Here is a 20,493-nt window from a genome sequence, read left to right as displayed (position 1 = left end):
TCGTGAATAATCTGCCCCCACTGGAAGACCTGCGGGTGTTCTGCCTGGTCGCGCAGCGCGCCAGCTTCGTCGCCGCCGCCGAAGAACTGGGTAGTTCGCCGGCCTATGTCAGCAAGCGCGTCAAGGCGCTGGAACAGGTGCTGGGCGCGCAACTGCTGCACCGGAGCACGCGCCAGGTATCGCTGACGGAAAACGGCGAGCGCGTGTGCCGCTGGGCTCGCCACATGCTCGACGAGATCGGGCAGCTGAGGGATGAAATCGCAGCCGCCGGCAGCGCCCCGCGCGGGCTGGTGCGCATCGGCAGCAGCGTGGGCTTCGGCAGGCGCCATGTCGCGCCGCTGATCTCGACGCTTTGCCAGCAGTTTCCGGGGCTGGAAATCCGCTTCGACGTATTCGACAAGCTGGTCGACCTGGTGGCCGAAGGCATCGACCTCGACCTCCGCATCGGCAACGACATTGCCCCGCACCTGATCGCCCGCCGCCTGGCGCGCAACCGGCGCGTGCTGTGCGCGGCGCCCTCGTACCTGGCGGCGCGCGGCGTGCCGCAGACGCTCGAGGCGCTGTCGGAGCACGACTGCCTGGTCACCAAGGAGCGCGACCACCCGTTTGGCATCTGGCGCATGACGGGGCCGGAGGGCGAGCGCAGCGTCAAGGTGGGCGGAAGGCTGTCGTCCAACCATGGGGAGATCGTCACCGGCTGGGCGTTGGCCGGGCATGGCGTCATGCTGCGTTCGATGTGGGATATCGCGCCCGACCTTCACGCCGGGCGCCTGGTGCAGGTGCTGCCCGACTACCGCCAGGACGCGGATATCTGGGCGGTGTATCCTTCGCGCCTGTCCGGCTCCGCGCGCGTGCGCGCCTGCGTCGAGTTTTTCATGCGGCATCTCGGCGGTGCCACGGGGGAATCCACAACATGACAGAAAACAGCTTTGCCTTCCGCCTCAAGGAACTGCTCGAACACAAGAAGCTCACGCTGCAGGCGGTGGCCAACGCGCTGGACGTGTCGCGTCCGGCCGTCCACAAGTGGACCCGGGGCGGCGAGATCGACTACGAGAAGCTGCGCAAGCTGGCGGCGTTCCTGGATGTCAACTGGATCTGGCTGCGCTACGGCGAACAGGCCCGGCAAGAGGCCGAAACCTCCAGCGCGGTGGAAATCCCCATGACCGACATGCGCCGCCGCTATACCGCCGAGATCATGGAGAGCGAGGCGCGCATGAAGCTGGCGCAGGAGGGCGCGCGCATCGTCACGTGGGAATGGAACCTGATCACCGACGACGTGACCTACTCGTCCAACGTCGAGGCCGTGTACGGCTGGCGCATCGTCAGCAACGAAAGCTTCTGGAAGCATGTGCCCGCCGATGACGTCCCCATGATGAACGCCGCCTACGAGGAATCGGTGCGCACCGGCAAGGCCCACGAATTCGACTTCCGCCTGATCCAGCCCGACGGCAGCATCCGCTGGATCTCGTCGCGCGCCACGCCGGTGCGCGAACTCGACGGACGCATCGTCAAGATCGTCGGCATCAGCATGGACAACACTGCGCGCAAGCTCGCCGAGCAGTCACTGCGCGACCAGCAGGCGCGGTTCCGGGCGGTGTTCGAGCTGACCTCGGAAGGCATGGCGCTGCTGGACGGCAAGCTGCGGTGCGAATCGGTCAATGCGGCGCTGGTGGCGATGGTCGGCGGCGACGCCGAGGCGCTGCTGGGCGAAGGGTTTGCAAGGCGCTGCGCCGAGGCCGGGGCCCGCCTGCGCCGGATGACGCGCAACCGGCCCCGCGCGACGTTTGCCGCCGAACTGCAACGGGAAGATGGAAGCGAACTGCCGGTGACGGTGCGCGCGGTGCTGGAGCGCAGCGATGACGGCGTGTCGTACTACGCCCTGGCGATGCGGGCGACCTGACTTCACCATGGCGCTGTCTGCCAGCCCTGTTCCGTTGCCACCAGCCGATCCGTCAAGCCAAGATTGTTCATGAACGCGTCGTCGTGGGACACGACCACCAGCGCGCCCTGGTACCCGCGCAACATCGCTTCCAGCGCCTGTACCGAAGGCAGGTCCAGGTGGTTGCTGGGCTCATCCAGCAATAGCAGGTGCGGCGGTGGATCGGCATACAGCACGCACGCCAGCGCTGCCTTGAGCCGCTCGCCACCGCTGAGCGAGCCGCCAGGTACTGCAATCTTCCGGCTATCCAGGCCGAGGTGCGCAAGGCGCATGCGCAGATCGCCTTCGCTCGTCGTCGGGTTGGCCGCCAGCATCTGTTCCAGCACGGTACGCCGCGGATCCAGGCTGGCCAGCCGCTGGTCCAGGTAGATGCCTTGCACCGGAAGCTTGCATGTCCCGGCCAGGGGCTGCAGCTGGCGCGCGAGCACCTTGAGCAAGGTCGACTTGCCGCTGCCATTGGGGCCGACCACGCCCACGCGCTGCTGCCCCGTCAACGTGAGGCTGATCTGGCGCGTGGCACGCTGGACCAAGGGCAGCTCCACGGCCTCCAGTTCCGCGACACGTTTTTGCGAAGCCAGGGCAACCGGCAGCTCGTGCACGACGATGGCCAGGTCGTGCCCGACCCGCTGCGCGGCCTCGCGCACGCGCTCGGCCATTTCGAGCCGGGTCTCGGCATGCTGCTGGCGCAGCTTGCCGGCCGAGCTTTCGCTGCGTTCCTTCTGGCGGCCCAGCAGGATCCTGGCCTGGTTGGCCTGTTGTCCATGCCGGTTGCCACGTGCCTGGCGCCGCTCCAGGCGTTCGCGTTGCTCGCGCAGGGACTGCTCTTCGCGCCGGCCTTCGAGCTTGCGTTGTTCCAGTTGCTGGAGCGCGGTCTGCTGCTCGCGCTCCGTGCATTGCGCGTAGAAGGTGTAGTTGCCCCCATAGCTGCGCAGTCCCAGCGAAGACAACGCTACGATGCGCGCCATGGCGTCGAGCAATTGCCGGTCATGGCTTACCACCAGCAGACCGCGCGGCCAACGCTGCAATTGCTCGACCAGCGCCTGCCGGTTCGGCCGGTCGAGGTGATTGCTGGGCTCGTCCAGGATCAGGAAATCGGCATCCGACAACAAGGCGCCGATCAGCGTGACGCGCATGGCTTCGCCACCGCTGAGCGCGCTGGCAGGCGTCGCGGCATCGAGATGGTCCAGGCCATTGCGCGCCAGTTCGTCCTGCAGCCGCACGCGCACATCCCAGCGCTCCCCCACGGCGTCGAAATCTTCAGGCGCGCTGCTGCCCGCTTCGATGCGTTCGAGCGCATCGATCGTGGCCTGCACACCGGCGAGGCCCGAGACCGTAGCGCCTGGCGCAGGCGATACCTGCTGGGCGAGGTAATACACGCTGCCGGAGCGGGTACAGCGGCCGCCGGTCGGCTGCACTTGTCCGGCCAGCATGCGCGCCAGCACGGTCTTGCCGGCGCCATTGCGCCCGACCAGGCCCGTGGCGCGCTGGTCGAACTGTTCGGTGAGGCCGGAGAAAAGCGTCCTGCCGTCGGGCAGAACGTAAGACACGCTTTCCAGCGCGAGATAGGGATGCGTCATGTGTCCATCCAGGGATGCCAGGAACTCCCCCTGCTCGTGGGGGTAGGTGGAGACTGGCCGTCATGAAGACGGCGGCATCAATGGCGCATGACGAGTACCTCGGGGATGGGGGATGGCTTGCCATATTAAAAGCATCCGCGGCCAGGCGCAATGTCGTGCAATGCGCAGGAAAGCCCGGACAGCTCACGCCCGGTGCGCGGCGATGCATTCCGTCACGGAAATAATCCCCCACAAAACTTCACTAGGTCTTACCCGGTGCCTCGCTGATACTCGATCACACAATGACCACCACATGGGAGACAGCAGATGAAAAGATTAGCGGTACAGGCCCTGGCGGCAGGGGCAATCGGTGTCGTAGGCATCATCGCCGGGATGCCAGGCGCGGCAGTGGCGGCGTGGCCGGAGAAGCCGGTGCGCCTGATCGTGCCGACCGCGCCGGGCGGCGCCCCCGACATCGTCGCGCGCTTGTTCGGCGAGGGGCTGTCACGGCGCCTGGGCCAGTCGGTGGTAGTTGAGAACCGGCCCGGGGCCGGAGGCAATATCGGCATGCAGGCGCTGATGGCGGCACCAGCGGACGGCTACACCATCGGCTATGGCAACAACGCCACGCTAGCCACCAACCGCTTCCTGTATAGCAAGCTGCCCTACGACCCCGGCAAGCTGGTCCCGATCGTCGGACTGGTCACGACCTTCAATATCCTCGCCGTCAATCCTTCGCTCCCGGCCAGGTCGGTGCAGGAACTGATCACCTATGCGCGCGCCAACCCCGGCAAGCTGTCGATGGGCTCGGCCGGCAACGGCACTACCAGCCACCTGGGTGGGGAGCTGTTCAAGGTGATGGCCAATCTGGATGTCACCCATGTGCCATACAAGGGCAGCACGCCGGCGCTGCAGGACCTGGTTGGCAACAACGTGCAGCTGATGTTCGACAACGTTCCGTCGATCGGGCCTTATGTCACGGCGAGGCGCGTGCGCGCGCTGGCGGTCACGTCAAGCCAGCGCTCGCCGCACTTCCCCGACTTGCCGACCATGGCCGAGGCCGGCCTGAAGGGCTACGAACTGACCGCGTGGGCCGGATTGGTCGCGGCGCCGGGCACGCCCGCCGAGGTCATCGAACGGCTGAACCGCGAAGTCAACGCGCTGATCGGGGAGCCAGCATTCCGGGCGCAACTGGACAAGCTGTCGTTCGATCCGCTCGGCGGCAGCCCGCGCGATTTCCAGGCGCTGATCACATCTGAAACCGCCAAGTTTGGCGAGTTGGTCCGCAAGAGCGGCGCCAAGGTCGACTGAACCGAGGGAACCCAAGCACCATGCCTACGCAATTTGACCTGATTATCCGCAACGGCGACCTGATCGATGGCACCGGCGCACCGCGCCGCACGGCCGACCTGGGCGTGCGCGACGGCGAGATCGCTGCGATCGGCGACCTCGGCCCGGCGCGTGCCGGCACCGAGGTGGATGCTGCCGGACTGATCGTGGCCCCCGGCTTTATCGACACCCATACGCATGACGACTGGATGGTGTTCCAGGCGCCCGAGATGCTGCCCAAGGTGACGCAGGGTGTGACCACCATCATCGCCGGCAACTGCGGCATCAGCCTGTTTCCGCTGGTCACCGACAGCATTCCGCCGGCGCCGCTCGACATCATGCGTGGCGGCTATCGCTTCGAATCGGTGCGTGCGTACCGCGAGTCGTTCGCGGCCAGCCCCGCGGCGGTCAATGTGGCGGTGCTGGTGGGCCAGTCGACGCTGCGCGCGCGGCACCTGTCGCAGCTTGGCGTGGCCGCCAGCGACGCCGAGATCGAACGGATGCGGCGGGACGTGGAAGACGCCTTGCTGCAAGGAGCGATCGGGGTGTCGACCGGCACCTTCTATCCGCCTTCGGCGGCGGCGCCCGAGGAAGAAGTCGTGCGCATGTGCGAGCCGATGCAGCGGCTCGGCGGCGTGCTGGTTTCGCATATCCGCGACGAGGGCGACAAGATCGCCGAGGCGATCGACGAGACCGCGCGCATCGGCAAGGCGCTGGGCGTGTCGACAGTGATCTCGCACCACAAGCTGGTGGGCAAGCAGAATCACGGCCGCAGCCGCGACACGCTGGCGCAGGTGCGCACGCTGGCCCGGACCATGCCGCTGTGCCTGGACTGCTATCCGTACGCGGCATCGTCGACCATGCTGCGGCCGGAGCGGGTCAAGCAATGCGACCGCATACTCGTCACCTGGTCGGCGCGGCATCCCGAAGCCGCCGGGCGCTACCTCGAAGAACTGGCGCAGGAGTGGGGCCAATCGCGTCTCGAGGTGGCGCAGGCGCTGGTGCCCGGCGGCGCCGTGTACTTCATCATGGATGAGGCCGATGTGCGCGACATCCTGTCCTATCCGGACACCATGATCGGCTCCGATGGCATCCCTTCGGACGAAACCCCGCACCCCCGGCTGTGGGGCACGTTTCCGCGCGTGCTGGGGCTGTATTCACGCGACCTGGGCTTGTTTCCGCTGGAGCGCGCGGTGCACAAGATGACCGGCATGGCCGCGCAGCGCTTCGGGCTGGAGCGGCGCGGCGAGTTGCGCGTGGGCCATGTCGCGGATATCACCGTGTTCGATCCGTCCACGATCCAGGACCGTGCCACCTTCGACGACCCACGGCAGCCCGCGACCGGCGTGTGCCATGTGCTTGTGGCCGGGCAGGCCACGCTGCGCGACGGCATACCGGTCAGCAGCCGCCCGGGGCGCTTCGTCACGTCCACGCTGGTGCGCGCAGACGCGGCGCGCTGACGCGGTCGCCTACGGCGTCTGGCGCTCGCCTGCGCTTTGCTGTTGCAGCCATGCGATAAAGGTCCGCATCGCAGGGTTGTCGCGCTTCTCTTCGAGGCAGATGAAATAGTAAGCCTTGGGTGACACGTAGGGCTCGGTGGCCAGGCGCAGCAGTCGTCCCGCCTTGACATCCTCGCCCGTCACGTAGTCGGGCAGCAGGGCGATGCCCATGCCGCTTACTGCAGCCTGCAGGCCCATGGTGAGAAGGCCGTAGCGCGGGCCATCGTCGGAATGCGCCAGCCGTAGCCCCATTTGCTGCAGGTAGGCCGGCCACGCTTCCAGCGCGGCGATCTGGTGCAGCAAGGGCATGCGCTTGAGTGCTCTGGCCAGCGTGCCGCCGCCCGGCAACAGCTCTGGCGCACACACCGGGTAGAGCTCCAGCGGCATGAGCTTCAGCGCGAAGTGGCGCGGCGGCGGCCCGCCGCAATACATGATTGCGGCATCGAGCCCGGTGCTTTCCAGGTCGACCGGACCGACCTTGGTGGTGACGTTGAGCTGGATCTGTGGCTGTTCCTTGGCAAACCTGAGCAGGCGCGGCAGCAGCCAGATATTGCCGAGCGACACCGGCACCGACAGGTTGAGCCTGCCGCCCGCGGCGCGGCCGGACTGCACTTCCAGCGTCGCTTCCTCGAGCAAGGCCAGCGCCTTGCGCACGCTCCTGAGGTATTCCTCGCCGGCGGGTGTCGGCGCCACCGCGCCTTTGCGGCGGTTCAGCATGCGCGCACCAAGAAATGCCTCCAGCTCGGTAATCTGCTTGCTTACCGCGCTCTGGGTCAGGCACAGCTCCTCGGCCGCGCCGGTGACGCTGCCGGTGCGTGCCGTGGTTTCGAGCGCGATCAGGTTCGCCAGCGCGGGCAGGTGGCGTCCGGTGGTGCTTTTCATGGGCGGTGCAGTGACGAAGGCTGTGGGCATTGTCATCGATTCATTCCCATATGGAAAGAACGTGCGATGAAACTTCCATTGCCCAAGCGGCGCGGGGTGGCCAATATGCATGCATCCCATGGATCGCCAGCGATGCCGATGTCTTCTCTTGCTCCCGCCCTGCCTGCCCGCCTTGATCCGTTCGAGGCTTCACTGAGCGACCTCGCCGAGGCCATGCGCACCGGCGCAACCTCCGCGCAGGGGCTGGTTGCAGCCAGTCTGGCCCGCATCGCCAGCTTCGACCAGGCCGGCCCCTGCATCAACGCCATCAGCGCCGTGAATCCCGCGGCGATGGACCAAGCGCGCTTGCTTGACCAGGAACTGCGTACACGCGGCCCCCGCGGTGCGCTGCATGGCATACCGATGGTGGTCAAGGACAACATCGATGTGGCCGGCATGCCGACCACGGCCGGTTGCGCGGCGCTGCGCCAGGCTTACCCGCGCGCCGATGCCGCGTGCGTGGCGCGGCTGCGTGCAGCCGGCGCGATCGTGCTGGCCAAGTCCAATATGTCGGAGCTGGCGGCGTCCAACGGCCGCTTTGGCTACAGTTCGGCGAACGGGCTGACGCTGAACCCATACCGCCTGTCGCGCAATGCCAGCGGTTCCAGCAGCGGCACCGGCGCGGCGGTAGCGGCCAGCCTCGCCGCGTTCGGGCTCGGCACCGACTCGTTCGGATCAGTGCGCGGACCGGCCTGCGTGCATGGGCTGGCGGGCCTGCGTCCAACCCATGGCCTGCTCGACTGCGCCGGCGTGCTGCCGCTGGCGCCGTCGTTCGATACCGTCGGGCCGCTCGCCCGCAGCGCGGCCGACGTGGCGCTGGTGATGGCCGTGCTGGCACCGGGGCACGGCTTTGGCGCCCAGGCTCAGACGCTCGCGGGCCGCAGGCTCGGCATCGTGGCGGATTTCGCTGGTGGCAACGACGAGATCGACGCGATGTTCGATGCCGCGACCGCGGCGATGCAGGCCGCAGGCGCACGCGCCATTCCCGTGCACCTGCCCACCGGCGCGCTGACGCTATACACCGACCTGCTCGGCGAGATCACGCGGGTTGAATCGGTGCGCGGGCTTGACCAGTATCTGGCGCAGGCGGCTGCAGCGGCGCCGCACAGCGCCGCCGAACTGCTCGTGCGCATGGAAGCCAGTCCCGACGCCGGCGCGGGCGCTGTCAACCCGCGAACCCTGGCAGCGCTGCGCCACGCGCTCGCGACACGAGACCAGCCGCCTGCAGCCGGCGTTGCCGCGGCGCGGCGCTGGCGTGGCGTGCTCAGCCGGCACTTGATGGCACACGGCCTCGATGCGCTGGTGTTCCCCACGCTCGCGTGCCCCGCCTCGCCACGCTTCGACATGGCCGATGCCAGCTACCATTGCCGGGCCGAGCAGCCGCTGGCCGCGATGCATCTGGCCAGCGCCGCCGGCGTGCCCGAGGTCAGTGTGCCGATGGGCATTACCGCCGCCGGCGTGCCGGCGGGCGTGTCCTGGCTGGGCCGGGCTGGCAGCGATGCGGCACTGGTGGCGATGGCGTCCGCATTTCAGCAGCTGACCCGGCACCGCCGTGCGCCGCCCCTCACGCCTGCGCTGTAGCAGGATCGCCGGCGCGGCGGCATGCCGGGTCAGGCTGTCGGCATGTGCAGTTACCCGCCGGCACCCTCCAGCGCCGCGTCATATTTCCCCAGGCAGGCCATGCCATTCAGCCGGGAGCGCAGCAGCAGCGCCTGTTGCGCCTGCCCGGCGTGGGCGGCGTCGCCGCGCCAGGCCAGCAGCGGCGGTTCCTGCAGCGCGCGCCCATAGGAGAAGGACAGCCGCCACGGCAGCGGCGCCAGGCGGTTCATGGCGTCGAGGTTTGCGGTGGCCTCGCCGGGAGTCTGTCCGCCAGACAGGAAGAAGATGCCCGGCACCGCCGCGGGCACGGTGCGCTTGAGCACCTGCACGGTCTGCATCGCGACCTCCGACGGTGGCGCCTGGCCGGCGTCCTTGCCGGGCAGCACCATGCTGGGCTTGAGCAGCATGTGTTCCAGCGCCACCCCGTAGCGGTGCAGGGCGTGGAAGACTTCGTGCAGCACGGCCTCGGTCACCTGGGCGCAACGGGCCATGGAGTGGCCGCCATCCATCAGCACTTCCGGCTCGACGATCGGCACCACGCCGGCCTGCTGGCAGATCGCGGCGTAGCGGGCCAGCGCCTCGGCATTGGCCTGCACGGCGGCGAGGCCGGGCAGGGTGTCTGACACGTTGTAGACCGCGCGCCACTTGGCAAAGCGCGCGCCTTGTTGGCGATAACCGGCAAGCCGCTTGCCCAGTCCGTCGAGGCCCTCGGTGATTTCGTCGCCGGGGGCCAGCGCGAGGGCGAGCTTGCCCTTGTCGACCTTGATGCCGGGCACGATGCCCTGGCGCGCGGCCAGTTCCGGCAGCGGCGTGCCATCGTCGGCGTTCTGGCCCAGCGTTTCCTCGTAGAGGATTACGCCGCTGATGTACTCGCCCAGCCCCGGCGTGCCCAGCAGCAGTTGACGCCACGCGCGCCGGTTCTCCTCGCTCGATTCCACGCCGATGCGCTCGAACCGCTTGGCAATGGTCGGACCGCTCTCGTCGGCGGCCAGCAGGCCCTTGCCCGGCTGTGCCAGGGCATCCACGGTGGCTTGCAGTTCACTTGATGTGTCCATGACGTTGCTCCGCGCAGGTGACATAAGCGCAAGCATTTCCCCGAAACGGCGATCGCGCAAGGCCGTCGGGGACAAATGGCGGGCTCCCATGGTGGCCGCCCGAACATTGCGCGGCGTTTGCGCGCGCCGGACGCCACGGGCGGGACGGCATAACCTGTCCGGCCGGCTGTGGGATAATCGCGGCTTTGCCCACGGCGCAGCTCAAGAGGTTGTTCGCACGGGCATGCCTGGGCCCTTATTCCCGCGGCCCGCTTCCTACCGCGATACTTCTAAAGCAAGACCATGCCCACATACCGTTCCAAAACCTCCACCGCCGGCCGCAACATGGCGGGGGCGCGCTCGCTGTGGCGCGCCACCGGCATGAAAGACGAAGACTTCTCCAAGCCCATCATCGCCGTAGTCAACTCCTTCACGCAGTTCGTGCCGGGGCACGTGCACCTGAAGGACCTGGGCCAGCTGGTCGCGCGCGAGATCGAGGCCGCGGGCGGCGTCGCCAAGGAGTTCAATACCATCGCGGTCGACGATGGCATCGCCATGGGCCATGACGGCATGCTGTATTCGCTGCCCAGCCGCGACATCATCGCCGACTCGGTCGAATACATGGTCAACGCGCACTGCGCCGACGCCATGGTGTGCATCTCCAACTGCGACAAGATCACCCCGGGCATGCTGATGGCCGCGATGCGCCTGAACATCCCGGTGATCTTCGTCTCGGGCGGGCCGATGGAAGCCGGCAAGACGCGCCTGGCCAACCCCGTCACCAAGGCCATGGAGTTCAAGAAGCTGGATCTGGTCGACGCCATGGTGATCGCCGCCGACAGCGCGTATTCGGACGCCGACGTGGCCGAGGTGGAGCGTTCCGCCTGCCCGACCTGCGGCTCGTGCTCGGGCATGTTCACCGCCAATTCCATGAACTGCCTGACCGAGGCGCTGGGCCTGTCGCTGCCCGGCAACGGCACCGTGGTGGCCACGCATGCGGACCGCGAGCAGCTGTTCAAGCGCGCCGGCCGCCGCATCGTCGAACTGGCCCGCCAGTACTACGAACAGGAAGACGCGCGCGTGCTGCCGCGCGCGGTGGGCTTCAAGGCGTTCGAGAACGCCATGACGCTGGACATCGCCATGGGCGGTTCGACCAACACCATCCTGCACCTGCTGGCGATCGCGCGCGAGGCGGAAATCGACTTCGACATGACCGACATCGACCGCCTGTCGCGCGTGGTGCCGCAGTTGTGCAAGGTCGCGCCCAACACCAACAAGTACCACATCGAGGATGTGCACCGCGCCGGCGGCATCATGGCCATCCTGGGCGAGCTGGAGCGCGCCGGCAAGCTGCACACCGACGTGCCGACCGTGCACGCGCCCACGCTGAAGGACGCGCTGGCACAGTGGGACATCACCCGCACCGAGGATGAGGCCGTCAGGCAGTTCTACCTGGCCGGCCCGGCCGGCATCCCGACCCAGGTCGCGTTCAGCCAGAACACGCGCTGGCCCAGCCTGGACCTGGACCGCGCCGAAGGCTGCATCCGCTCCTACGAGCACGCCTTCTCCAATGAAGGCGGCCTGGCGGTGCTGACCGGCAACATCGCGCTCGACGGCTGCGTGGTGAAGACCGCCGGCGTCGACGAGAGCATCCTGGTGTTCGAGGGCACCGCCCACGTCACCGAATCGCAGGACGAAGCGGTCGAGAACATCCTCAACGACAAGGTCAAGGCCGGCGACGTGGTGATCGTGCGCTACGAAGGCCCCAAGGGCGGCCCCGGCATGCAGGAAATGCTCTACCCCACCAGCTACATCAAGTCCAAGGGGCTGGGCAAGGCCTGCGCACTGCTGACCGACGGCCGCTTCTCCGGCGGCACCTCGGGCCTGTCCATCGGCCACTGCTCGCCCGAGGCTGCGGCCGGCGGCGCCATCGGCCTGGTGCAAGACGGCGACAAGATCCGCATCGACATCCCCAACCGCACCATCAACGTGCTGGTGTCGGACGATGAACTGGCGCGCCGCCGCGAAGCGCAGAACGCCAAGGGCTGGAAGCCGGCCAAGCCGCGCCCGCGCAAGGTGTCGGCGGCGCTGAAGGCGTATGCCAAGCTGGTGATGTCGGCGGACAAGGGCGCGGTGCGTGATTTGTCGCTGTTGGATGATTGATGCGAAGGCGGGCTGGGTGCCTGCTTGCGTCAGGAGCCGCTCTTCGGGGCGGCTTTTTTTTTGGTTCATCGCCGAATTACGGGGATGATGCAGCCGCCAGTGCCATCATGTAGTGCTGCGCAAGAATACCGTTCCGCTCCTCTGGAAACGCCGTGTGGCGTTGTGCCGGAAGGGGGCGCCGGTTGCGATTCACCTCTTCCCTCCCTACCCCCGCAACATCTGCACCACCAACGCAAACGCCGGCGACGGCTGCCGCCTGCTCGGGTAGTACAAATGGTAGCCATTGAACTTCGGGCACCAGTCCTCCAGCACGCGCACCAGCCGGCCGGCTTCGATATGCTGCATCAGCTCGTCCTCGGGCAGCAGGGCAATGCCCAGCCCGGCGAGTGCGGCATCCACCTGGGGTTGCGTGGTATTGAAGATCAGCGGCCCGTCGACGCGCACGTTCACCTGGCGGCCGCGCCGCTCGAAGTCCCAGACGTAAAGCCCGCCGGAGGTGGGCATGCGCTGGTTGATGCAGCGGTGCGCCATCAGGTCTTGCGGGGTCTTGGGCGGCGGATTGGCGGCGAAGTAGGCGGGCGACGCCACCACCGCCATGCGTAGCGGCGGGCCGATGGGCACGGCGATCATGTCCTTGTCGATGGTGTTGCCCAGGCGCACGCCGGCGTCGAAGCGGTCTGCCACGATGTCGCGGAAGCCGTAGTTGACGTCGAACTCCAGCTTGATGTCCGGATATTCCTGCAGCAGCGGCGTGAGCCGTGGCAGCAGGATGGTGTGCAGCACGTTGTCGCCGCAGGTGATGCGGACCGTGCCGGCGGGCTTGTCGCGCAAGGCGGTCAGGGCATCGAGTTCGGCCTCGATTTCGTCGAAGCGGTGGCCGATGGCCTGCATCAGCCGTTCGCCCGCGGCGGTGGGCGAGACGCTGCGCGTGGTGCGGGTCAGTAGCCGGATCCGCAGCCGTTCCTCGAGGCCGCGCACCGCCTGGCTCAGCGCCGACTGCGTTACGCCCAGCGAGGCGGCCGCGCGCGTGAAGCTGCCTTCGCGCGCCACTGTCACGAAAGCCAGCAGGTCGTTGAGATTGCGTCGGACCATGGGTCGGTCTCCATCGGCATATTGATTAGTGCTACTTATATCGTTTTTAAGCACTCATTAGCTAGTCACGGGCGCGTCCACGCGCGAACATGGGTGGGACGAAGAGGCCGGACACCCGGCTTCGCCATTGCCGCTTCTGGCACATTTTTTTCGCACCCCGCGCTCAGGCCACGCAACTCCGGACGATGACGGCGCCGCGCGGCTTGGTGCGCGCACCCACATCTTCCGCACTGCATGACAACCCGACTCTGTGACGCCCCCGTGGGCGCGACCCTCCCTGCGCACTATGCCGAACGCCAGCCTGCCCACTGGGGTGGCGTGTTGGCGATGACGCTGTGCGTGTTTGCGCTGATTGCCTCGGAATTCATGCCGGTCAGCCTGCTGACGCCCATGGCTGTCGACCTGCATGTGACCGAAGGCCTGGCGGGCCAGGGCATCGCGATCTCCGGCGCCTTTGCCGTGGTGACCAGCCTGTTTATCTCCGCGCTGGCCGGCAGCATGAACCGCAAGACGCTGCTGCTGTGGCTGACGGCGCTGATGGCGGTTTCCGGCGCGGTGATTGCGCTGGCGCCCAACTACCTTGCCTACATGGCGGGCCGCGCACTGATCGGCGTGGTCGTTGGCGGCTTCTGGTCGATGTCGGCGGCGACGGCGATGCGGCTAGTTCCGCCTGGACAGGTGCCGCGCGCGCTGGCGATCTTCAACGGCGGCAACGCGCTGGCCACGGTGGTGGCGGCGCCGCTGGCCAGCTACCTGGGCGCGGTGATCGGCTGGCGCGGCGCGTTCTTCTGCCTGGTGCCGGTGGCGCTGATCGCTCTCGCGTGGCAGTGGCTCAGCCTGCCCGCGATGCCGGTGGCAGCGCGCGGCAGCGGCTCCCCAAGCGGCTTGAGACTGTTGCGCCAGCCGCTGGTGGTGCTGGGCATGCTCGGCGCGAGCGTGTTCTTCATGGGACAGTTCACGCTGTTCACCTACGTGCGGCCGTTCCTTGAGACGGTGACGCGGGTGGAAGTGTCGTCGTTGTCGATGATCCTGCTGGTGATCGGGGTTACGGGTTTCATCGGCACCATGGCCATCGGCGCGGCGCTCAGGCGCGGCTTCTACGCGACCATGATTGCCATACCGGTGGTGATGGCGGCGATCGCACTGGCGCTGGTTGGATTCGGAGGCAAGACTGTCGCGACGGTTGCGCTGCTGGGGCTGTGGGGCTTCGTTGCCACGGCGGCGCCGGTGGGCTGGTGGGCCTGGATTGCCAGGACCTTCCCGAATAATGCCGAAGCCGGCGGTGGCCTGCTGGTGGCGGTGGTCCAGCTTGCCATCGCGCTGGGCTCCACCGTGGGCGGCCTGCTATTTGACCGCAGCGGTTATCAAAGCACCTTCGTCGCCAGCGCGGCGCTACTGGTGATGGCGGCGTTGCTGACCTGGCTATCCGCGCGCGCCGAAGCAGTGCGAGCTGCCTGACGCGCTTGCGTGAAAGGCGCCGCGACTATGGTCGCGGCGCCTTCCCTATGCCACCTTGCGCACCGGCAGGCTGCGCACGCGCTTGCCGGTAGCGGCAAAGATCGCATTGCACAGCGCGGGCGCCACGGGCGGCACCGGCGGCTCGCCCACGCCGCCCGGCGGCAGGTCATGGTTGTCGTTGACCAGGTGGGTGCGGATCACCCGCGGCGAGGCATGGTGGCGCAGCACTTCGTAGTCGTGGAAGTTGCTCTGCAGCACGCGGCCCTTGTCGAAGGTGATCTCGCTGGCCAGCGCCAGGCTCAGGCCCATGATGGCGCCACCTTCCATCTGCGCGCGGATGCGGTCGGGGTTGATCTGGGGGCCGCAGTCCATCGCCATGTCCACTGACACCACGCGCACCTCGCCCTTCGCATCGACCGCCACCTCGACCACGGTGGCGGTGTAGCTTATGAAGCTGTAGCAGAACGCCAGGCCCAGTCCGTGGCCACTGGGCAGCTTGCGGCCCCAGCCCGCGCCGCGGGTGGCGGCCTCGATCACGCCGCGCAGGCGCCCCGTGTCATACGGATAGCGTTCGGGCGATTCGGTGTAGTTCCAGTTATCGGCCAGCGTGCCGGGGTCGATCTTGCGCGCAGGTCCGATCAGGTCGAGCGCGAACTGCCGGTGGTCCTTGCCGGCGCGGTGCGCCAGCTCGGCGATAAAGCACTGCGCCGCGAACGCGTGCGGAATATTGGCTACCGAGCGGAACCAGCCGATGCGCGCATGTGCCGGCACTTCGGCGGTTTCCACGCGCACGTTATCGATGCGGTAGGGCATATTGATCGCCGACATGGCCGACTCGAACATCTGCTGGCCTTTCGCGCCCTCGGTGAAGAGCGAGGCGATGGTCGGCGCGGCGCTGCGGTGCAGCCACGACTTTACCTGGCCCTGCCTGTCGATGATCGCCTCCAGGCGCTCGGCCGAGACGGTGTGCAGGTAGTCGTGGTGGATGTCGTCGTCGCGTGTCCAGACCAGCTTGACCGGCGTGCCATCGGGCATCGCCTGCGCGACGATGGCGGCCTCGTCGACAAAGTCGGGCTTGGACTTGCGGCCAAAGCCGCCGCCCAGCAGCAGCACGTTGACCCTGACGTTGCCGGGCTTGAGCTCGAGCCGCCTGGCCACGGCAGTTTGCGCGGCAACCGGGTTCTGGATCGAGGTCCAGACCTCGGCGCTGCCGCCGCGGATGCGCACGGTGGCCACCGGCGGCTCCATCGACGCATGGGCCAGGTGCGGCACGTAGTAGTCGGCGGCAAGGCGCTCGGCGGCCGGCGCCTGGTCCCAGGCCCGCTGCGCATCGCCCTGGTTGCGCACCGCCTTGCCCGGCGCACGTGACGCCGCTTCGAGCGTGCGGCGATACGCCGTGGAGTCGTAGCTGCCGTTGGGGCCGTCGTCCCATTCGATTTCCAGCGCGGCGCGGCCCTGCATGGCCGCCCAGGTGTTGCGCGCAACCACCGCCACGCCGCCCAGCGGCTGGAACGCCGGCGCACCCTGGAAGGCGGGAATCTCCACCACCTTCAATACGCCGGGCAGGGCCAGCGCCTTGCGGCTGTCGAGCCGGCGCAGATTGCCGCCCACCACCGGCGGGCGCGCCACCACGGCGTACACCATGCCGGGCAGGCGCAGGTCCATGCCATAGATGGCGCGGCCCAAACCGATGGCTTCCTGGTCGACCGGCCGTACCGCGTTCTTGCCGATATAGCGGAACCCGGCGCGGGGCTTGAGCCGCAGCGCATCGCCCTTGGGCACCGGCTGGCGTGCCGCATCGGCCGCCAGTTCGCCGAAGCCCAGGCGGCGCCCGCTGGGTTGGTGCAGCACTTCGTGCTGCACGGCACGGACCTCGGACACCGGCACCGACCAGCGCGCGGCGGCAGCGGCTTCCAGCATCTGTCGCGCCGCGGCGCCGACGCGCCGCATCGGCATCAGGAAATGCCGCACGCTGCGCGAGCCGTCGACATTCTGGTTGCCGTAGCGAGTCTCGTCGGCCTCGGCCTGCGCCACCTTGACGCGCTCCCAGCGCGCCTCCATCTCGTCGGCCACCACCATCGGCAGGCTGGTGCGCACGCCGGTGCCCATCTCGGCGCGATGGGCCACGATGGTGACGGTGCCGTCAGCGGCGATCGAGACGAACGCCAGCGGATCGTCCACGGTGCCGCCAGGCATGGAGTCGGCGCCGAACTTCTTCGGAGCCGGATCCGCGGCGCGGGCGACGGTCACCAGGCCACCGCTGGTCACGGCCAGCGTCATCAGGCCCACGCTGCCTCGCAGGAATCCGCGGCGGGAGAGTCGAGCGAGGTCGGCCATTACTTGCCCCCCTGCGCCAGGCGGCTGGCCGCCTGCCGGATCGCGGCATGGATGCGCGGATAGGTGCCGCAGCGGCAGATATTGCCGCTCATGGCTTCATCGATCTGCCGGTCGGTCGGCGCCGGCGTGGTCTTGAGCAGGCTGACCGCTGTCATGATCTGCCCGGCCTGGCAATAGCCGCACTGGGCCACGTTATGCTGGATCCACGCCTGCTGCACCGCCTGGCCCACGCGGTCGCCTTCCATGCCTTCGATGGTGGCAACGGATCGTCCCGCGACCGCCGACACCGGCGTCACGCAGGCGCGGATCGCGGTGCCGTCGACGTGCACCGTGCAGGCGCCGCACAGCGCCATGCCGCAGCCGAACTTGGTGCCGGTCATGCCCAGCTCATCGCGCAACGCCCACAGCAGCGGCATCTCGCCCGGAACGTCGACGTCCTTGGGCTGGCCGTTGACCTGGAATCTTGTCATGGGGAACTCCTTGTGAAGACAATGGCACGGTGCCATGCCAATGCGCGCGAACTTGCGCGCCTGTCATGAGGCCATCATTGTCGTCAAGAATGCCGTGCCGGATTGATTAGTACAGCTTATAAGCTCATTAAGCCTGCGTGGTTCGCAAGCGCTGACCGCTACGGATGGTCGGGTCACGATAGCGTGGCCTCGTCTGCAGGCATATCCTCTGCAGCGTGCAGTGCGCAGGCGATTCAGCCGTCGCTGCGCTGCTGCGCGGGAGGCGCATGCCATTGTTCGGTCGGCACCATCACCGGTTCCTTCGGCTGCAGCACGAAATGCGGCGACATGATCTGGACGTTGTGGCGATTGAACTCGTCCTGGATCGCGGCATGCAGCGTGGACAGGGCAAAGAAGCGGCGGCGCGGGTCTTCGATGGCGAAGAACAGCTCGTACTCGACGTAGAAGTCCGACAGTCCGCGCTGCAGCACGAAGGGTGTCGTTGCCGGGTCCAGCCCGGGCACCTGGCGCGCGGCATTGAGCAGCATCGCATGGACCTGCCGCCAGGGCGTGTCATAGCCGATCGTTACCGCCGACGATAGCAGCGCGGCGCTGCCCTGGTTGATGTCCCCGGAGCGCGAATAGTTGTGCACGGCGCTGCCGACCACCACCGCGTTCGGCAGCGTGACCTGCTCCTGCCGCAGGTTGACCAGTCTGACGGAAAGCGGACCCAGGTTCTCGACCCATCCCACCGTATCGCCGATGCTGACCATGTCGCCCACGCGCAGCGCGCGCGCATACACCAGCACCATGCCGCTCATCAGCTGGTTCACGACATTGGCCGAGCCCAGCGTCAGCATGAAGCCGAGCAGCACGGACACGCCCTTGAACACGTCGCTCTGCGATCCGGGAATGTAGGGGTAGGCAAAGGTGAAGCCAAGCGCCCACACCAGCACCGCGGCCAGGCGGCGGGTCGCCGGCGCCGTCTCCGGATGCAGGCCCGGCACCGTGAGGTTGCCACGCTCGGTGGCCGTGAACACGCTCGAGACCACGACCTGCACGCCGCGCGTGATGAACAGGATGATGGCGACCACCAGCAGGCCCGGGATGGCGCCGACCACGGCGCCGCCGATGCCTTCCAGCAGCCGCCACAGGTAGGCGCCCATGCGCGCGCCGAGCGGATGCGTCAGCGGAAACTGCAGCAGTGAGAATTCCAGCCAGACAAAGGCGACCAGCGCGAACAGCGCCACCGCCAGGATGCGCACGATGCGGTCGGTCAGCTGGTAGAGCGCGGCGGTCCAGTCGAAGCCGTTGGCGGTGCGCGCCTTCAGGTGCCGCTGCAGCGAGGCGTCCACCACGCGCCCCAGCAGGCGCCGGGTTTTGGTCAACCCCCAGACCAGCAAGACCGCGACCGCCAGCGCGCCGCCCGTGCGCAAGGCGCCCCGAATCAGCGTGGGCCAGTGCTGTTGCTGGCGGCGCGCGGCGACGGCCTGGCCGACATTGTCGACTGTCTGGCGGACCAGCGTCTCAAGCGAGGCGGCCTTGTCCTCGGGGTCGCGGTCGCCTTCGACCACGGCCAGCAGCAGCCGCTCGCCGATATAGATGGCTTCGCCGCGCTGGCCGGCAAGCTCGCCCGGGCTGGTGCGCACGGGCTGGCGCAGGTCGGACGGGGTCAGGGCGTCGAAGCGGTCGCGCGCGCGCCGGGCGCGGACTTCGGGCGTGACGCCGGCCAGTGTGGCGCGCAGCACCACGATCGGGCGATTCATCAGGCGGACTTCGACCGGCGCGGCCTGCGCTGCGGCGCCGGCATCCGGGGCGGCCTGGACCGCGGCGATGCCTAGCCACAGCAGGATGGCCAGCACCGTAAGCCGCTGCATCAGCAAGAACACCATGGTCATCCGTCGCTCGCGTGATTTGGGAAGCGGCCATGCTACCGCCGCGCGCGTTCCCCATCCATGCGGGCCGGGGACAGAGTTGCATGCATGGTTACAGCTTGCGATTTATCGCGGAAGTGAAACTTTTTGCCGGCGAGCTTTAGAAAAATCGCGCCGTCCGCTGCGGCGCGCGGGTTCCCTGTGGGGGCGGGTTGTCTTCGGAAGGCGCGAGCGCTGCGATGCCATGTCTTGGCGCACGGACGCTCCCGCAGTCATGCAGGGACCCGGGCGCGGGTTTCCCGGCCCATGCGGCGGACCGCCTGGGGCGGCTGGCCGGTCGTACGCAGAAATGCGCGGCGCATCCGCTCCCGGTCGGAAAGCCCGACCTCGGTTGCGATCACGTCGAGCGAGAGCCGGCCTTTCTCCAGCATCAGCCTGGCGGCTTCCACCCGCAGCAGTTCAATGGCCTTGGCCGGCGACTGCCCGGTCTCCGCGCTGAAGGCCCGACTGAACTGGCGCGGGCTCAGACCGGCCACGCCGGCGAGTTCCTCGACCGTCAATGCGCTGCGCAGATTGGCGCTGGCGTAGTCGATCGCTCTCTGGATCCGGTCGGATTTGGGGGCGAGATCGAGCAGAGTCGAGAACTGCGATTGCCCGCCCGCGCGCCGGTGGTAGATCACCAGCTTGCGCGCCACCGCGCGCGAGACTTCGGCGCCGTGGTCCTTTTCAATCATGGCCAGCGCCATGTCGATGGTCGCCGTCATCCCTGCGGAAGTCCAGATCGGGCCGTCCACGATGAAAATCTGGTCTTCCTCGACCGTGACCCGGGGAAAGTGCCGCTGCAGCTCGTGCGCGAAGCGCCAATGCGTGGTTGCCCGCCGGCCGTCCAGCACGCCGGCGTGCGCCAGGATGAAGGCGCCCGTGCAAGGCGCGGCGATCCGTCTCGAGGTCTCCAGGGCCTGCTGGACAAAAGCAGTCAGCGCGGTGGATACCAGGTCGATCTCGACGCCGGAACCGAACATCACCGTATCGAAGGTGGTGTTGCCGAAGGGCTCTGATTCAACGCGGATGCCTGCCGACGACATCACCAGTCCGCCGTCCTCGGACAGGACCGTCACCCCATAGGCCTGTTCTTCCAGTACGACGTTGGCCAGCTCGAACGCGGTGATCGCCGCCAGACCCATCACATAGAAGTTCGGAAAGACGACAAAGCCGATCGTGTGCATGGAATGTCCCCGGCAGA

Annotated in this window: 15 protein-coding genes; 7 read left to right on the top strand and 8 right to left on the bottom strand. The window is 67.9% G+C overall.

The window, feature by feature from the left end; translation table 11 throughout:
* Nucleotides 1-2: 2 nt before the first annotated feature.
* Nucleotides 3-917: a LysR substrate-binding domain-containing protein gene (locus tag MKD50_RS17850; RefSeq protein WP_252667994.1), complete on the top strand. Its 915-nt coding sequence runs from the start codon at nucleotides 3-5 to the stop codon at nucleotides 915-917.
* Nucleotides 914-1,900: a PAS domain-containing protein gene (locus MKD50_RS17845; protein ID WP_115699615.1), complete on the top strand. Its 987-nt coding sequence runs from the start codon at nucleotides 914-916 to the stop codon at nucleotides 1,898-1,900. Before MKD50_RS17850 ends, MKD50_RS17845 begins: the two co-directional genes overlap by 4 nt.
* Nucleotides 1,901-1,902: 2 nt before the next feature.
* Here the strand turns inward: MKD50_RS17845 and MKD50_RS17840 are convergent, their stop codons facing one another.
* Nucleotides 1,903-3,516: an ABC-F family ATP-binding cassette domain-containing protein gene (locus tag MKD50_RS17840; RefSeq protein WP_252667992.1), complete on the bottom strand. Its 1,614-nt coding sequence runs from the start codon at nucleotides 3,514-3,516 to the stop codon at nucleotides 1,903-1,905.
* Between the two features lie 306 nt (nucleotides 3,517-3,822).
* Here MKD50_RS17840 and MKD50_RS17835 point away from each other — a divergent pair, with 306 nt between their 5' ends.
* Together MKD50_RS17835 and MKD50_RS17830 are read left to right on the top strand one after the other, a co-directional pair.
* Nucleotides 3,823-4,806 (top strand): Bug family tripartite tricarboxylate transporter substrate binding protein, encoded by a 984-nt coding sequence (locus MKD50_RS17835; protein WP_115699617.1) that lies wholly within the window; start codon nucleotides 3,823-3,825, stop codon nucleotides 4,804-4,806.
* Nucleotides 4,807-4,826: 20 nt separating this feature from the next.
* On the top strand, nucleotides 4,827-6,284 hold the full coding sequence (locus MKD50_RS17830; RefSeq protein WP_240071567.1) for an N-acyl-D-amino-acid deacylase family protein: 1,458 nt from the start codon (nucleotides 4,827-4,829) through the stop codon (nucleotides 6,282-6,284).
* A 9-nt stretch (nucleotides 6,285-6,293) separates the two neighbouring features.
* Here the strand turns inward: MKD50_RS17830 and MKD50_RS17825 are convergent, their stop codons facing one another.
* Nucleotides 6,294-7,205, bottom strand: coding sequence for a LysR substrate-binding domain-containing protein (locus MKD50_RS17825; RefSeq protein ID WP_240071568.1), 912 nt, complete (start codon nucleotides 7,203-7,205; stop codon nucleotides 6,294-6,296).
* Between the two features lie 132 nt (nucleotides 7,206-7,337).
* Between MKD50_RS17825 and MKD50_RS17820 the strand changes: the two genes are divergently transcribed.
* Nucleotides 7,338-8,825, top strand: coding sequence for an amidase (locus MKD50_RS17820; protein ID WP_252667989.1), 1,488 nt, complete (start codon nucleotides 7,338-7,340; stop codon nucleotides 8,823-8,825).
* A 50-nt stretch (nucleotides 8,826-8,875) separates the two neighbouring features.
* On the opposite strand, the gene MKD50_RS17815 is transcribed toward MKD50_RS17820, so the two are convergent.
* On the bottom strand, nucleotides 8,876-9,898 hold the full coding sequence (locus MKD50_RS17815; RefSeq protein WP_240071570.1) for a class I fructose-bisphosphate aldolase: 1,023 nt from the start codon (nucleotides 9,896-9,898) through the stop codon (nucleotides 8,876-8,878).
* A 282-nt stretch (nucleotides 9,899-10,180) separates the two neighbouring features.
* Between MKD50_RS17815 and ilvD the strand changes: the two genes are divergently transcribed.
* A complete protein-coding gene (gene ilvD / locus MKD50_RS17810; RefSeq protein WP_252667987.1) occupies nucleotides 10,181-12,040 on the top strand; it encodes a dihydroxy-acid dehydratase in 1,860 nt (619 codons plus the stop codon).
* A 204-nt stretch (nucleotides 12,041-12,244) separates the two neighbouring features.
* Here ilvD and MKD50_RS17805 read toward each other — a convergent pair whose 3' ends face one another.
* Complete coding sequence (locus tag MKD50_RS17805; protein WP_115699625.1) at nucleotides 12,245-13,132, bottom strand: LysR family transcriptional regulator; 888 nt, start codon at nucleotides 13,130-13,132, stop codon at nucleotides 12,245-12,247.
* 234 nt (nucleotides 13,133-13,366) lie between these two features.
* Here MKD50_RS17805 and MKD50_RS17800 point away from each other — a divergent pair, with 234 nt between their 5' ends.
* Nucleotides 13,367-14,590: an MFS transporter gene (locus tag MKD50_RS17800; protein WP_371925367.1), complete on the top strand. Its 1,224-nt coding sequence runs from the start codon at nucleotides 13,367-13,369 to the stop codon at nucleotides 14,588-14,590.
* A 45-nt stretch (nucleotides 14,591-14,635) separates the two neighbouring features.
* Here the strand turns inward: MKD50_RS17800 and MKD50_RS17795 are convergent, their stop codons facing one another.
* The 4 genes from MKD50_RS17795 to MKD50_RS17780 all read right to left on the bottom strand — a co-directional run bounded on the left by MKD50_RS17795 (nucleotide 14,636) and on the right by MKD50_RS17780 (nucleotide 20,476).
* On the bottom strand, nucleotides 14,636-16,927 hold the full coding sequence (locus MKD50_RS17795) for a xanthine dehydrogenase family protein molybdopterin-binding subunit (RefSeq protein ID WP_252667985.1): 2,292 nt from the start codon (nucleotides 16,925-16,927) through the stop codon (nucleotides 14,636-14,638).
* Entirely contained in the window at nucleotides 16,927-17,397 is a 471-nt protein-coding gene (locus MKD50_RS17790) for a (2Fe-2S)-binding protein (protein ID WP_115699627.1), read from the bottom strand. Before MKD50_RS17790 ends, MKD50_RS17795 begins: the two co-directional genes overlap by 1 nt.
* Before the next feature lie 233 nt (nucleotides 17,398-17,630).
* Nucleotides 17,631-19,274, bottom strand: a complete 1,644-nt coding sequence (locus MKD50_RS17785; RefSeq protein ID WP_252667982.1) for a mechanosensitive ion channel family protein — start codon at nucleotides 19,272-19,274, stop codon at nucleotides 17,631-17,633.
* A 248-nt stretch (nucleotides 19,275-19,522) separates the two neighbouring features.
* Entirely contained in the window at nucleotides 19,523-20,476 is a 954-nt protein-coding gene (locus MKD50_RS17780) for a GlxA family transcriptional regulator (protein WP_115699628.1), read from the bottom strand.
* Nucleotides 20,477-20,493 lie beyond the last annotated feature (17 nt).

Source organism: Cupriavidus mimosae, assembly GCF_023952485.1.
GTDB lineage: Bacteria > Pseudomonadota > Gammaproteobacteria > Burkholderiales > Burkholderiaceae > Cupriavidus > Cupriavidus taiwanensis_C.
Note: the sequence above shows the minus strand (reverse complement) of the source record. Positions and strands in the feature narration are given on the sequence as shown.

What these genes read in the sequence shown, in the direction of transcription:
- MKD50_RS17800 (WP_371925367.1), top strand. Translation starts at nt 13,367, where the DNA reads ATGACAACCCGACTCTGTGACGCCCCCGTGGGCGCGACCCTCCCTGCG.
- MKD50_RS17825 (WP_240071568.1), bottom strand. Translation starts at nt 7,205, where the DNA reads ATGAAAAGCACCACCGGACGCCACCTGCCCGCGCTGGCGAACCTGATC.
- MKD50_RS17845 (WP_115699615.1), top strand. Translation starts at nt 914, where the DNA reads ATGACAGAAAACAGCTTTGCCTTCCGCCTCAAGGAACTGCTCGAACAC.
- MKD50_RS17820 (WP_252667989.1), top strand. Translation starts at nt 7,338, where the DNA reads ATGCCGATGTCTTCTCTTGCTCCCGCCCTGCCTGCCCGCCTTGATCCG.
- MKD50_RS17785 (WP_252667982.1), bottom strand. Translation starts at nt 19,274, where the DNA reads ATGACCATGGTGTTCTTGCTGATGCAGCGGCTTACGGTGCTGGCCATC.
- MKD50_RS17840 (WP_252667992.1), bottom strand. Translation starts at nt 3,516, where the DNA reads ATGACGCATCCCTATCTCGCGCTGGAAAGCGTGTCTTACGTTCTGCCC.
- MKD50_RS17780 (WP_115699628.1), bottom strand. Translation starts at nt 20,476, where the DNA reads ATGCACACGATCGGCTTTGTCGTCTTTCCGAACTTCTATGTGATGGGT.
- MKD50_RS17805 (WP_115699625.1), bottom strand. Translation starts at nt 13,132, where the DNA reads ATGGTCCGACGCAATCTCAACGACCTGCTGGCTTTCGTGACAGTGGCG.
- MKD50_RS17815 (WP_240071570.1), bottom strand. Translation starts at nt 9,898, where the DNA reads ATGGACACATCAAGTGAACTGCAAGCCACCGTGGATGCCCTGGCACAG.
- MKD50_RS17790 (WP_115699627.1), bottom strand. Translation starts at nt 17,397, where the DNA reads ATGACAAGATTCCAGGTCAACGGCCAGCCCAAGGACGTCGACGTTCCG.
- MKD50_RS17835 (WP_115699617.1), top strand. Translation starts at nt 3,823, where the DNA reads ATGAAAAGATTAGCGGTACAGGCCCTGGCGGCAGGGGCAATCGGTGTC.
- MKD50_RS17795 (WP_252667985.1), bottom strand. Translation starts at nt 16,927, where the DNA reads ATGGCCGACCTCGCTCGACTCTCCCGCCGCGGATTCCTGCGAGGCAGC.
- ilvD (WP_252667987.1), top strand. Translation starts at nt 10,181, where the DNA reads ATGCCCACATACCGTTCCAAAACCTCCACCGCCGGCCGCAACATGGCG.
- MKD50_RS17830 (WP_240071567.1), top strand. Translation starts at nt 4,827, where the DNA reads ATGCCTACGCAATTTGACCTGATTATCCGCAACGGCGACCTGATCGAT.